This window comes from Nonomuraea sp. NPDC052129 (assembly GCF_040680095.1).
GTDB lineage: Bacteria > Actinomycetota > Actinomycetes > Streptosporangiales > Streptosporangiaceae > Nonomuraea.
In genome coordinates, this window is the sequence record NZ_JBFAVX010000021.1 from 74,049 (window position 1) to 85,810 (window position 11,762).

At 70.3% G+C, this 11,762-nt stretch carries 13 protein-coding genes; 5 read left to right on the forward strand and 8 right to left on the reverse strand.

Features of this window, described 5'->3' with window-relative positions; translation table 11 throughout:
* Nucleotide 1: 1 nt before the first annotated feature.
* The 7 genes from AB0L53_RS36290 to AB0L53_RS36320 are packed head-to-tail and all read right to left on the reverse strand — an operon-like array spanning nt 2 to nt 5,114.
* Nucleotides 2-1,192, reverse strand: a complete 1,191-nt coding sequence (locus AB0L53_RS36290) for an FAD-dependent oxidoreductase (RefSeq protein WP_364003930.1) — start codon at nt 1,190-1,192, stop codon at nt 2-4.
* Complete coding sequence (locus AB0L53_RS36295) at nt 1,189-1,917, reverse strand: hypothetical protein (protein ID WP_364003933.1); 729 nt, start codon at nt 1,915-1,917, stop codon at nt 1,189-1,191. The genes AB0L53_RS36290 and AB0L53_RS36295 overlap by 4 nt, the downstream gene beginning before the upstream one ends.
* A complete protein-coding gene (locus AB0L53_RS36300; RefSeq protein ID WP_364003936.1) occupies nt 1,914-2,309 on the reverse strand; it encodes a hypothetical protein in 396 nt (131 codons plus the stop codon). The genes AB0L53_RS36295 and AB0L53_RS36300 overlap by 4 nt, the downstream gene beginning before the upstream one ends.
* Nucleotides 2,309-2,506, reverse strand: a complete 198-nt coding sequence (locus AB0L53_RS36305) for a hypothetical protein (protein ID WP_357940570.1) — start codon at nt 2,504-2,506, stop codon at nt 2,309-2,311. The genes AB0L53_RS36300 and AB0L53_RS36305 overlap by 1 nt, the downstream gene beginning before the upstream one ends.
* Before the next feature lie 30 nt (nt 2,507-2,536).
* On the reverse strand, nt 2,537-2,851 hold the full coding sequence (locus tag AB0L53_RS36310; RefSeq protein ID WP_364003940.1) for a hypothetical protein: 315 nt from the start codon (nt 2,849-2,851) through the stop codon (nt 2,537-2,539).
* Between the two features lie 11 nt (nt 2,852-2,862).
* A complete protein-coding gene (locus AB0L53_RS36315) occupies nt 2,863-4,458 on the reverse strand; it encodes an MFS transporter (RefSeq protein ID WP_364003943.1) in 1,596 nt (531 codons plus the stop codon).
* Nucleotides 4,455-5,114 (reverse strand): hypothetical protein, encoded by a 660-nt coding sequence (locus tag AB0L53_RS36320; protein ID WP_358545213.1) that lies wholly within the window; start codon nt 5,112-5,114, stop codon nt 4,455-4,457. The genes AB0L53_RS36315 and AB0L53_RS36320 overlap by 4 nt, the downstream gene beginning before the upstream one ends.
* Before the next feature lie 335 nt (nt 5,115-5,449).
* Between AB0L53_RS36320 and AB0L53_RS36325 the strand changes: the two genes are divergently transcribed.
* Together AB0L53_RS36325 and AB0L53_RS36330 are read left to right on the forward strand one after the other, a co-directional pair.
* The gene (locus AB0L53_RS36325; RefSeq protein WP_364003947.1) at nt 5,450-6,697 is read left to right on the forward strand and encodes a Scr1 family TA system antitoxin-like transcriptional regulator; all 1,248 of its coding nucleotides are present in this window, start codon (nt 5,450-5,452) and stop codon (nt 6,695-6,697) included.
* 174 nt (nt 6,698-6,871) lie between these two features.
* Nucleotides 6,872-7,702, forward strand: coding sequence for an SAM-dependent methyltransferase (locus AB0L53_RS36330; RefSeq protein WP_364003950.1), 831 nt, complete (start codon nt 6,872-6,874; stop codon nt 7,700-7,702).
* A gap of 231 nt (nt 7,703-7,933) precedes the next feature.
* On the opposite strand, the gene AB0L53_RS36335 is transcribed toward AB0L53_RS36330, so the two are convergent.
* A complete protein-coding gene (locus tag AB0L53_RS36335) occupies nt 7,934-8,752 on the reverse strand; it encodes a DUF4253 domain-containing protein (RefSeq protein ID WP_364003953.1) in 819 nt (272 codons plus the stop codon).
* A 129-nt stretch (nt 8,753-8,881) separates the two neighbouring features.
* On the opposite strand from AB0L53_RS36335, the gene AB0L53_RS36340 reads away from it, so the two are divergent.
* The 3 genes from AB0L53_RS36340 to AB0L53_RS36350 are packed head-to-tail and all read left to right on the forward strand — an operon-like array spanning nt 8,882 to nt 11,704.
* Entirely contained in the window at nt 8,882-10,405 is a 1,524-nt protein-coding gene (locus tag AB0L53_RS36340; protein WP_364003955.1) for a carboxylesterase family protein, read from the forward strand.
* 55 nt (nt 10,406-10,460) lie between these two features.
* Nucleotides 10,461-11,066, forward strand: coding sequence for a response regulator transcription factor (locus tag AB0L53_RS36345; RefSeq protein WP_358545223.1), 606 nt, complete (start codon nt 10,461-10,463; stop codon nt 11,064-11,066).
* Entirely contained in the window at nt 11,063-11,704 is a 642-nt protein-coding gene (locus tag AB0L53_RS36350; protein WP_364003960.1) for an HAD-IA family hydrolase, read from the forward strand. The genes AB0L53_RS36345 and AB0L53_RS36350 overlap by 4 nt, the downstream gene beginning before the upstream one ends.
* Nucleotides 11,705-11,762: the final 58 nt, after the last annotated feature.

Below are 11,762 nucleotides of genomic sequence, written 5' to 3' on the forward strand. Positions count from 1 at the left end.
GTCAGCCGTGCCTCACATGATGGGGGGTCGGGCCAGATGGAACGGTGTCGAGCATCGAGGCTTGCGCCAGGTAGGCGCGGGTGGACTCCGGATCGCCGGCGATGGCGCGCAGTCCCGCCATGGCCGCCGCCAGCTTGGTGTTGTCCCGGTCCTGTACGCCGGCCACCCGCGCCTCACTGCGCGGGATCACCCGGTTGACCAGTACGGTGCGCCGCCGCCACGCCCACGCGTCCAGCGCGGCGGGTGCGGTGAACCCGCCGAGCACGGCCGCGAGCACCTGGCCGATCTCGACGGCGTCGTGGATGCCGGCGTTCATGTTCAGGCCGCCGGCCGTGGAGGTCAGGTGGGCGGCGTCCCCGGCGAACAGCACGCGCCCGCACCGGTAGTCGCCCAGCACGCCGCGGGCCAGGCTGTAGCGGTCGGCCCCGATCACCCGGATCGGCGCCTGCTCGGTGGGCAGGGCACGGAACAGCAGCTTGGCCACGTTCTGAGGATTGAGAGGGTCGCGGGTGTCGTGCGGGATCCTGATGATGATCCGCCAGTGATCGGGCAGCGCCAGCAGGCTGCACGACTGCCGGGAGTCGCGGATGTAGGTCAGCGGCGCCAGGCCGGGCAGCAGCGCGTCGAGCGGTGAGTCGGTGAAGATCCGCAGCGCCTGCGTCGGATACTCAGAGCGGGGGAACGGCAGGCCGAGCGAGCTGCGGATGGTGCTGTGCGCACCGTCCGCCGCGACCACGTAGCGGGCCCGCGCCCACGTACGGCCGATGCGCAGCCGGACGCCCGTGCCGCCCTCGGCCACCCCGTCGACCGGGGTGCCGAAGCGCACGTCCGCCTCCGGGTAGGCCGACAGCGCCTCCAGCAGCAGCGCGGTGAGCGTGGACTGCTCGGCGTGCAGCCGGAACGGGTGCTCGGTCAGGCCGTCGAGGCTGCCCATCAGCATCTCGGCCAGCACCCGGCCCGACCGGTCACGCCATTGCACCCGCTCCACCACCCGGCCGCGGGCGATCAGCGGAGTAGCGATCCCGAGCTCTTCCAGCAGGTCGAGCGTGGCCGGGTGGAAGGTCGAGGCGCGTGACTGGCGGCCGAGGCCCGGCTCCCGCTCCAGCACCATCACCGGCACTCCGGCGCGGGCCAGGGTGAGCGCCGCGGTCAGCCCGACCGGGCCCGCGCCGACCACGGTGACGCCGTTCATGACGGCCGGCCCTGTGCCACCGGGCGGTGCGGCACCCGGCTGAGCGTGACCGGCTGACCGGTCGCGTGCGCCAGCGCCCACCAGGCGCTGCACAGGTTCGAGGTGAGCAGGATCCGGTCGTTTCCGGCGCCCAGGGGGCCCAGCGCGGGCAGCGTGGACATCCCGGTGCCGCTGAACAGCACCACCGCGTCGGACGGCAGCCCTGCCTGCTCCACCTGCTCGACCAGCTCGTTCGGCGTGACGTCGTACGGTGAGAAGCCGCCCTGCGCCCTGACCGGTATCACGCGGGAGACGTGCAGACCGGCCGCGGCCCAGAAGCGTTCGGCGAGTTCGGTGAGCCAGGGCTGATACGGCGAGACGAGCACGAACTCCTGCGCCCCGATGTGCTCCAGCGCCTCCCGCGTCGCCAGGGTCGCCGAGGCGAACGGGATGCCCGCCTCACCGCTCAGCTTGTCGCACCTCGCGCGATCTTCCTCGGGTGCGAACAGATATCGCGAGCCGCTGCAGGCCATGACCAGTGCGTCGAGCGGCAGGTTGCCGAACGAGCAGATCATCGCGGGCAGGACCTCGTTGTAGCTCTCCAGCCGCTCCGCCAGGGTGAGGCCGGGGCGTACCGGGAAGCGGCTGACGTACATGTCGGCCCGGGACCCGAACAGGCGCGCCAGTTCGGGCTCCACCGATGGGTTCGCCGGCGGTACGAACACGCCGACCCGGCCCCGGCTCATCCCGCGCTCCCGGCCGGACCGAAGGTGGGCAGTTCCAGGGAGAACAGCTCACGTAAGGCGTCCGCGTAGCTCTCTCCCAGAGGGGAGTCGGCGTAGCTGGTCACCCGGTTGATCGGCTCGTACAGGAAGGCGTCGACCACTCTCTGGACGGCGTCCCTGATCTCGGCGCGGGCGGCGGCGTCCAGGCTGGGGGCACGGGAGGCCAGCCGGCCGAGTTCGGCGTCCGCTACGGCGTTCGCCTTGTGCTTCAGTGCTTGTACGACGGGGACGGTAGGCGGCACCGGCACCGGCACCGTGGGGACCCTTCTGGAACCGTAAGGGCAGCGGAACGACACGCCCAGAACGTTTCCGCCCTCGCCGGCGGTCGTCCGGCGGGTAAGGGTGGCCGGCATCAGCAGCCCGACCAAGCCGCGGCCCAGAAAGCCGCCTCTCGACGTGCCCGTGCCTCGTCCCAGTCGGTGAGGACGAGCTGTATCTCGCCGCGCTCCACGCCTAGGAGATCCACCGCTGCCCCGATCACGGTATCGGCGAACTCCCGTTGCCTGTCGACTGCTAGTCCTGCTGGGGATTCGACCTGGATGGTGAGCATGAGTTCCTCCTGCGAAGGAGCCTGGGGGGTTCAGGGCACGTGGTGAAGGACCTGGTCGATCACGCTGATCGCCTGGTCCGACACCTGCCGTATGTGGCGAAGGCGGTGGACGGTGCGGGCCGTCAACTCGGGCGGGGTCTGCGGCGGCACAGAGGCCGCCTGGGTGGGAATGCTCTGCGTAGGTATGGCCTGTCGAGGGATCGTCTGTGCTGGGATGCTCTGGCGTGGGATCCTCGCGGGCTGTGTGTCGTCTGTATCGGGCGCCGCACTGGACGGCAGTACCTGCCTGGGCGAACGCACTTCATAGGGGTGCGGGTACGGCCTGCGGGTCTCGTTCGCGAGCATGATCACTCCTGTCAGCGCTGGTCAAGGGCCCGGAACTCGGACGGATCGCGGACTCCGAAGCGGGCCAGCTCGTGCTCGGCCTCGCTGCGGACCTGGACGAAGCTGTCGCGGAGCTCGGCGAGCAGGCCGCGCAACACGACCAGCTCCGCCTCCGCTTCGCGCAGCGAGGGACGGCGTGGCCGGATGCTGGTGGCCGCGAGGGCTACGCGGATCAGCGCCGCGACGCCGAGCAGCACCGCCACCGCCAGGCAGGCCACCAGCACCGTGGAGAAGCCCGGCATCGGTCCGGCCAGCATGGGATGGTCGACCAGCACCGAGGCGCCGGCCACGCCGATGGCTCCGCCGAGCATGCGCGCGGTGTTGATCGCGCCGACCGCCGAGGCGTACTGGCTGGGGTCGGCGGCCATCGAGCCGACCATGAACGTTCCGGTGGACAGGAAGCCGAACCCGGCGCCGAGCATGACGGCGCCCAGCAGGCACCACAGGTTCGGGGACGGCTGGGCCAGCATCAGCGCGCAGCCCGTTCCGAGGATGAGGGCACCGCTGTAGATGACGGCGTTGACGCCGATGCGTCGGCTGATCGGCGCGGCCATCGGGCTCGACACGATCATGGCGATGGAGATCGGGGTGAGCCAGAGACCGATGGTGCTGGCGTCGAACTCGGCGTTGCGCAGGTAGAGCGGCCCCATGGCCAGCACGACGAAGGACGCGGCTCCGTACATGCAGGAGGTGGCACCGGCCCACAGGAAGCCGGGACGCCGCCACAGGCTCATGTCGATCGCTCCGGCGCGATGCCGCCACGAGATCGCGATGGCCAGGGCCAGGAGAAGCCCGCCGCCTCCCGCGCACGCCAGCGTGCGCACGGAGGTCCAGCCCCACAGGCTGCCCTGGGAGATGGCCAGCACCGCTCCCGCGACCGCGCCGATCAGCAGGACCGCACCGAACAGGTCGGGTACGCCCTGCCTGGTGCCGCGGTTGCGGGGCAGCGCCGGGGTGAGCATCAGCAGCGCCGCCGCGAGTCCCGCGCCGGGCAGGTACAGGCCGCGCCAGCCGTACTCGGTCAGCAGCCAGCCACCGCCCGCCTGCAGGGCTAAGGCCCCGATGCCGGACGACGCGCTCCACAGCGCGATGGCGCCGGCACGGCGGTTGGCGGGCAGCTCGCCGAGCAGCAGCGCCAGCGAGGCGGGGAACATCAGCGCCGCGCCCACTCCCTGCGCCACCCGTCCAGCCAGGAGCAGGGTCCAGGAGGGGGCGGCGATGACCGTCGTCGCGCCCAGCCCGTACAGGGCCAGCCCGAGCGCGAGCACGCTGCGCCTGCCCAGCAGGTCGGCGAAGCGTCCGGCGGTGGCGAGCAGTGCGGCGACGGCGGCGAAGTTGACCGTGCTCACCCAGGTGACCTCGGACAGCGGCATGGCGGCCGCCAGCGGGTCGCGGCTGAGCACGGGGATCGCCAGCGTCGTCGCGGTGCTGTCCGCCATGATCGCGACCACCACCCCGGAGGCGACCAGCCGCAGTACGGCGAATCGCCCCCGGAACCGGCGAGCCGTCGGCATCGCGGGCACCATCGTGGGACCGGCGACGCCCTCGCGGATGGGCGTCAGGGTCATCGCGTCGACTCCGCGTAGCTGAGTTCGGGCTCGACGGGGGCCGGGGCGGGTTCGGCGGGAACCGGCGCCGGGCTGTTGTTCGGCACGCTCGCGGCGACGACCCGCTCGGACAGGCCGACGTCGCGGCCGTTCTCGCGGATCCTGGTCGGTACCTCGCCGCCGGCCAGCGTGAGGGCGACCTGCGTGGCCAGGCTCAGGTGCTCGGCACAGCGGCGGGCCACCTTGGCCTCCAGACCGGCGATCTGCGCCAGCCGGAGCCGCAGCGACTCCACGGTCGCGGTGCGTTCGAGGCCGTCGAGATCGGCGAGCCGGTCGGGCCAGCGCAGCGACCTGCTGAGCTGCTCCTCCACCTCGAGGACGATCTCGTCAATGGACAGGTCCCGGTCCTTCAGCGGGTTGGCGATCATGACCGCCATGACCGCGGTCTGGTCGAAGTCGGCCAGCCGGCCCCGCAGCGCCGAGGCGAGCATGCGGGCGCGGTGGTGCAGGCAGTCGGCGCTCCAGCCGAGCACCAGCAGGCGATCGGCGCTCGCCTCCGTGTGCCATCCGGCGAGCCTCAGCTCGCGGGCCATCCGGTGTTGCACGCTCCAGCGGTCAGGGGTGTCCTCCACCCAGACCTGTACGCCGCCGAGTGGCAGCTCTGCTACATGGATCACGTTCCTTTCAGGGGCCGCCCGAGCGCAGACGCGTCTGATCACGCTGGCCTGCGCGGGGGGAGCCGGATTCTTCGAGAACCAGGAACGGACCTTGGAATCGACGGAATCGACGGTCACGTCCGGCCACCTCCTCGCCGGAGACTCTCCAGAACCCTCCGGCTGTCAAGTCTCACTTACCACGATCAGTACGATAGTGGGTGTACCCAGCTCGTTGTGTCAACTGACAGTTTTCGTATATGTTGACCTCCCCCTGCGGAGTTTCGCGCCCCGCAGGGCAGGGGACGGCGAGCCAGGCTTCCTTTACGCTGGAGGCTCCTGGCGGCTGGGAGGTACGAGTGGCGAACTTCGCCGAGCGACTCGGTCTCGCTATGAGCAAGCGCGGGTTCACGGGGGCGCAACTCGCCGCGGCCCTCACCGAAGCCGGCATCCCGATCACCCGCGCCTACGTCAGCCAGTTGCGCACGGGCAAGCAGACCAACCCGACCCTCCAGGTGCTGCGCGCCCTGGCCGCCTGCCTACAGGTGAGCGTGGGCTGGCTGCTGGGCGAGGACGCCACTGACTCGGGCGCGGTCGAGGAGCTCCAGTTGCGGGCCGCCGCCATCGGAGCGTCGGTCTCCGGGCTGTCCGACGGGTCGCTGACCGTACTGCGCGGCGTGATCGAGCTCGCGCGCGCGGCCGAAGGGCTGCCCGACCAGCCTCCCGCCACCGCGGAGATCCCCGAGGCGGCGGCGCCGCTGACCGCGCCGCAACGTGAGGCGCTCGGCGACCGCCTGCGCAACCTGCGGCTGATCGCGCGCATGTCGCCGGAGGAGGTCGAGACCTCCCTGGGCAGAGGGGCCGCCGCCATCGGCGCGATAGAGGAGGGCCGCGTCGCGCCCGCGCCCGTCACGGTCGAGCGCCTGCTCACCCTCTACGGCGTGACCGCCCTGCCCACCCGCGAATACGTCCTGTCGCTGGCCCGCGGCGAACGCCCGCCCTCCTGGTACGACGCCGGCTCCGTGCCCGTCTGGATGGCCGCCACCTACGCCCTGGAGCAGCGGGCGTCGTTGATCCGCACGTACCAGACCCAGATCGTCCCCCCGCTGCTGCAGACCGAGGCCTACGCGCGGGCCGCCATCGAGGTGTCGGGCAGCGCCGGGCTCGGCCAGACGTCGGCCGACGCGGCGGTGCGCCTGATGCGCTCCCGCCAGGCCCTGCTGAACCACGGCGACGGACCCGTGCTGTGGGCGGTGATCGACGAGAGCGTCCTGCTGCGCTCGATCGCCGACCCCGAGACGCAGGCCGCTCAGCTCGACCGGCTGATCGAGTACGCGAAGCGGCCCAACATCTCCTTGCACGTGGTGCCGATCGACGATCCGATCTTCCTGCCCCGTTGCGGTCCGTTCACGATGTGGCGCTTCCCGGAGGCCTTCGAGCCCGACGTGGCCTGCGCCCACGCCATCGATTCCGATGAAGTGATCACCGACGCGACCGCGGTAGAGGCCTACCACCAGGCGTTTACCAAGTTGTCGGTCTCCACCACCATGGGCGACGAGACGCACGAGCTGCTGTATGCGCACCGTGACCGTCTGAGCCATAGGTGATCTGACACTCCCTAGCACGAAAAACGGGAAATGGATATTTCCCAACAAATATTGGTCTTTGTATTGTCAGATCCTGAGGTTGATGGATCATTGGTATTGTTGGGCCAAATTGAGTGGGGTCAGTGGGACCGACTTTCCCGTGAGATACGGCGAGGGGAAAGGGGCAACACTCAAATGCGTCAGCGTGCCATCCGAAATCTGACCAACCTTGACACCACCCGCGCGAGTGTCACCCGAATACTCGACGCCGCCGCGGGAGGGAAGAACCACTTCGAGGTTGACAGTGATGCGGTGCGCCGTTACGACGAGGCGGTTCCGGTCACCGGTTCCGCCGCGCGAGCAGTTCTGCTTTACCTGGCGCGGGTGGTCGCCCACCTGGCCGGCTCCGGCATCGACCAGTTCCTGATCATCGGCAGTGGCGTGCCCAGCGCGCTGCCGCCCGGACGTCAGTTACACGACGTCGCCCGTGGCGCGTCCGCGGCGTCCGATGTGCGCGTCGTCTATGTCGAGAACGACCCTTTGATACTGGCCAGTGCCCGCGTCACCATCGAGCCTCTCAACGACCTCGTACGGGTGGTGGAGGGCGACATACGGCAGATCGACGAGATGCTCGCCGACGAGGTCGTGGCCCGGTTCATCGACTGGGAGCGGCCCGTGGGGGTGCTGCTTCTGTCGACCCACAGCCTCACCGACGACGAGCTTGCCTCCTTCGTGATCAAACGCCTGTGCCACGCCGTCGTGGACGGCAGCTACCTGGCGATCCTGCAGACCACCTTCGACGGAATCCCCGCCGAACTGCTGCCCGCCATCAACGACCTGCTCGCGATGACGCTGCCTGGACACGTGATCCGCTCGCGTGCCGAGGTGGCGACCTTCCTGGACGGGCTCGAGCTGCTGGAACCGGGCCTGGTATGGGTCCCGCTCTGGCGGGCCGACGGCGACTCCGTGTGCGCGGACCAGCCGAGCTCGTCGGGCAATTACGGCGCCGTGGCCCGCCTTCCCTGACCCGCCGGCCACGGCGCCTGCGCGGCCGTCACACGGACGCCCGCACCCAAGGGTCCGGCCCGCCAAACCGGCCGGACCCTCGGACCGTCTTCTTCCTCGCCCCTCGCTAGGGACGCCAGCCACGACGGGCCGTTTCCTTCCGCACCCCCCGGAGGGGGTATCCCTCCCAAGAACCCCAGCCACCACGGACCGTCACAGAGATCGAGACGGTCGCGTGACGAACCCCCCGCCCTAGTCCCACCAGAACGACCAGTAATGCCGCCCAATGATCTGCTCCGCGTAACTCTGGAGATCCCCCGGCCCCTGGACGACGTTGTCCGGGCAGAAGGTCCAGTGCTCGGCCGCCACGTGCAGCGCGTGCTCAGGCTCGACCGGTGGCGCGGCGACGCTCAGCTCCAGCGTGTTGAAGCCGACCCCCACCACCCGGATCCCGAACCGGTCCTCCCAGCTGCGCACCACCGCCGCCATCGGCACCATCCACTCGTTGTGGTGTAAAGCCCCCTGCCAGCCCATCACGGCCAGCGCGTCGGCACCCCGATGCGCGGCGACCAGGCCGAGCGGCAGGCCCCTGGATGACAGCTCACGGGCATACCAGTCGGCGACGGCCCCCGGATCGGCTATCAGCACCCCCGGCGGGGCAGGACCCGGACAGAGCGCGCCGAACGGCTCCAGCTCCGCCAGGGCGTCCGGCGGCATCTGGGAGACCCACTCCTGCCACACCTCGGCCATGAACCCCTCGGCCGTGAAGTGATCTATCATCAGCGCCTCGTCCGGCACGATCTGCCCGATCGACCAGGGCTGCGCGGACTCGTCCAGCAGAACGGGCCACAGACCGCTGCGCGCGTGGGCGGCCCGGAACCGAGCCCAGTCGTCGCCCGCCACGGCCTCGTCGCTCATCCAGAACGCGGGCCTGGACGCCTCGCCCTGGTGCGTGTAGCCGGGGTCGGGCCACACGACGTCGCCCTCGGGCAGGCCGACCGGCAGGAGCCGCCCTCTGCCGCCGTCGGCGAACAGCTGGCACACCTCACGTGGCAGCTGGTGATCGTTCATGCCCACCGTTTCAGTACCGAATCCTGTCTCGGAGATGGTAATGCCGACCGTTGCGTCAGGACTTTTGTCCTGGGCGATCCCGTACAGGCGAATCTTCTGCCGGCGCCCCGGCCTCGAGACCGTGGAGGCATGAAGATTCTGCTAGCGCTGGCCGTACTCCTCACGGGGTGCGCCGAAACGTCCGTCGGCGAACCCGGGCCCGTCGCGGATCCGGCGGTCGTCGAGACCGCGTCGGGAGCCGTGCGCGGCACGGTGACCACGACGAACCGCCTGTTCCACGGCATCAAGTACGCCACGGCGGCGCGCTGGGAGGCGCCGAAGCCCGCGCCCGCGTGGCAGGGGGTGCGGGAGGCCACCAAGCCCGGCGCCATGTGCCCGCAGGTCGGCACCGTCTACGCGCCGACCAGCAGCGACAACGAGGACTGCCTATTTCTGAACGTCACGACGCCCGCCGTCCCCGGGAAGGGGCGGCCGGTCATGGTGTGGATCCACGGCGACGGCGCGGTCGGCGCGGGCCACTTCTCCGATGCGCGGAAGCTGGCCGCCAAGGGCGTGGTGGTCGTGACGATCAACTACCGGCTCGGCGTGTTCAGCGGGTTCGGCTATCCGGGGCTGCGCGACTCGGGCACGTACGGCCTGCAGGACCAGCAGGAGGCGCTGCGCTGGGTCAAGCGGAACGCGGCGGCCTTCGGCGGCGACCCGGGCAACGTGACCGCCTTCGGCGTCTCCTACGGCGCGCTGTCGATCGGCGGCCAGCTCGCCTCGCCGGGCGCCAAGGGCCTGTTCCAGCGGGCGATCATGCAGAGCGGCGAGACCCTGATGGACATGCCCGCCAACAGCATGGTGCCGGGCGTGCCCGCCCTGCCGTCCTTCGCGTGGCGGCCCGCCGCACAGGTGAGCGCCATAGGAGAGGTGTACGCCAAGCAGCTTGGCTGCTCGGACCTGGCGTGCCTGCGCGCGCTGCCGGTCAAGAAGATCCTCGAGGTCCCGCAGATCATGAACGCCTTCCAGTCGTACGCGTACGGCAACGACGTCCTGCCCGAGTCGCCGGCCGACGCGATGCGGAAGGGGCACACCAGCCCGATGCCGGTTCTGGCCGGGACGACGAAGGACGAGCACCGGATCTTTGTCGGGATGAATTACGACGTCCAGGGCGCCTCTCCGGATTACCGGAAATTGCTAAAAGATGCGTTCGGGGCGAAGGCTGAGAGAATTGCCCGGAAATATCCGGTAAATCGCTATAAGTCGCCGAGTATTGCTTGGGCTACCGTGTTGACCGATCGTATGTGGGCCCGGTCCACCCATGAGCAGAACGCCCTGCTGGCCAAGAAGGCGCCGGTCTACGGCTACGAGTTCGCCGACCGGAAGGCGCCGATGTTCCTGCCGCTGGAGGCGGACTTCGACTGGGGCGCCTACCACGCCGGTGACCTGCCGTACATCTTCCCGGAGACCAAGGCCAAGCTGTCGCCCGCCCAGGAGAAGCTGTCCGGGCAGATGATGAGCTACTGGACGAACTTCGCCCGCACCGGCGACCCGAACGGCCGCGGGCTGCCCGCCTGGCCGCGAGTCTCGTCCGGCACCCTGTCCCTGGCGCCGGGGGCCGTCCGGCCGGTCGACTACGCTGCCGAGCACCAGCTGGCCTTCTGGAAGTAGAGCCTTCTGGGAAAAGACCGTTCTGGAACCAGACGCGCAGCGCGAGGGGGGCGTCGTGATCAGGGTCATGATCGCCGAAGATCAGGGGATGATGCGCGACGCCCTGGCGCTGCTGCTCGGGCTGGAGGACGACCTGGAGATCGTCGCCCAGGTCTCCTCCGGCGACGCGATCGTGCCGGCCGCCACGGAGCACCGGCCCGACGTGGCGCTGCTCGACATCGAGCTGCCCGGCCGCAGCGGGCTCGACGTGCTGCCCGTACTGCGTGCCGCGCTGCCGGAGTGCGTGGTGCTGATTCTGACGACGTTCGCCAGGCCGGGCTACCTGCGGCGGGCGATGGAGGCGGGGGCGGCAGGGTTCCTGGTCAAGGACGGGCCGGTGGAGGAGCTGGCCGCGGCGATCCGGCGGGCGGTGGCGGGGGAGCGGATCCTCGATCCCGCCCTGGCCGCCGCCGCGCTGAACGCCGGGCCCAGCCCGCTCACGGACCGCGAGCGCGATGTACTGACCGCGGCGCTCGACGGCTCCACGATCGCGGACGTGGCGGCGCGGCTGCACCTCTCGGAGAGCACGGTACGCAACCACCTGTCGTCCGCCATCGGCAAGACGAACACCCGCAACAGGATCGAGGCCGCCCAGCTGGCACGGCACAATGGGTGGCTGTGACCCCCTTTGACGCGGTTCTCTGTGATCTCGATGGAGTGCTCCGCCATTTCGACCACGCGGTTCAGGCCGACATCGAGGCCCGTTACGGCCTGCCCCTGAGGAAGACCGCCTTCGACCCGGACCTGATCGGCCCCGCCACGCTCGGACACATCACCGAGGCCCAGTGGGTCGAGTCCATCGCCGTGGCGCTGGGCGGAGACGAGCGCGCCCGCCAGGCCGCCGCCGAGTTTGCGGCGGTGCCGTTCTGGGTGGACGAGGAGGTCAGGGGGCTGCTGGCGCGGGCACAGGGGCGGGTGCCCGTGGTGCTGGTCACCAACGCCATGGACACGCTGGAGGAGCACCTGGAGCGGCTCGGGCTGGCCTACTTCGCCGACGCGGTGGTCAGCAGTGCCCGGGTGGGGGTGGCCAAGCCCGACCGGCGGATCTACGAGCTCGCGGCAGAGCTGGCGGGCGTCGCGCCGGAGCGCTGCCTGTTCGTCGACGACCGGCTGGAGAACGTGGCGGGCGCCACGGCCCTGGGGATGACCGGCGTGCACTACCGGAGCATCGTCGACCTGACTCCCGCGCTCACCGGGCTCTTCGACCAGAGCGGTGACGACGGAGGTTCTCCGGGGGGTTCGTCGCGCGATCCTGGCTGAGGCCCCTTGGAGAGAAACTCCCTTCGGGCGAGTGGAAGGAGACGGTCCGTTGGGAAGA

What these genes read in the sequence shown, in the direction of transcription:
- AB0L53_RS36290 (WP_364003930.1), bottom strand. Translation starts at nt 1,192, where the DNA reads ATGAACGGCGTCACCGTGGTCGGCGCGGGCCCGGTCGGGCTGACCGCG.
- AB0L53_RS36295 (WP_364003933.1), bottom strand. Translation starts at nt 1,917, where the DNA reads ATGAGCCGGGGCCGGGTCGGCGTGTTCGTACCGCCGGCGAACCCATCG.
- AB0L53_RS36300 (WP_364003936.1), bottom strand. Translation starts at nt 2,309, where the DNA reads ATGCCGGCCACCCTTACCCGCCGGACGACCGCCGGCGAGGGCGGAAAC.
- AB0L53_RS36305 (WP_357940570.1), bottom strand. Translation starts at nt 2,506, where the DNA reads ATGCTCACCATCCAGGTCGAATCCCCAGCAGGACTAGCAGTCGACAGG.
- AB0L53_RS36310 (WP_364003940.1), bottom strand. Translation starts at nt 2,851, where the DNA reads ATGCTCGCGAACGAGACCCGCAGGCCGTACCCGCACCCCTATGAAGTG.
- AB0L53_RS36315 (WP_364003943.1), bottom strand. Translation starts at nt 4,458, where the DNA reads ATGACCCTGACGCCCATCCGCGAGGGCGTCGCCGGTCCCACGATGGTG.
- AB0L53_RS36330 (WP_364003950.1), top strand. Translation starts at nt 6,872, where the DNA reads ATGCGTCAGCGTGCCATCCGAAATCTGACCAACCTTGACACCACCCGC.
- AB0L53_RS36335 (WP_364003953.1), bottom strand. Translation starts at nt 8,752, where the DNA reads ATGAACGATCACCAGCTGCCACGTGAGGTGTGCCAGCTGTTCGCCGAC.
- AB0L53_RS36340 (WP_364003955.1), top strand. Translation starts at nt 8,882, where the DNA reads ATGAAGATTCTGCTAGCGCTGGCCGTACTCCTCACGGGGTGCGCCGAA.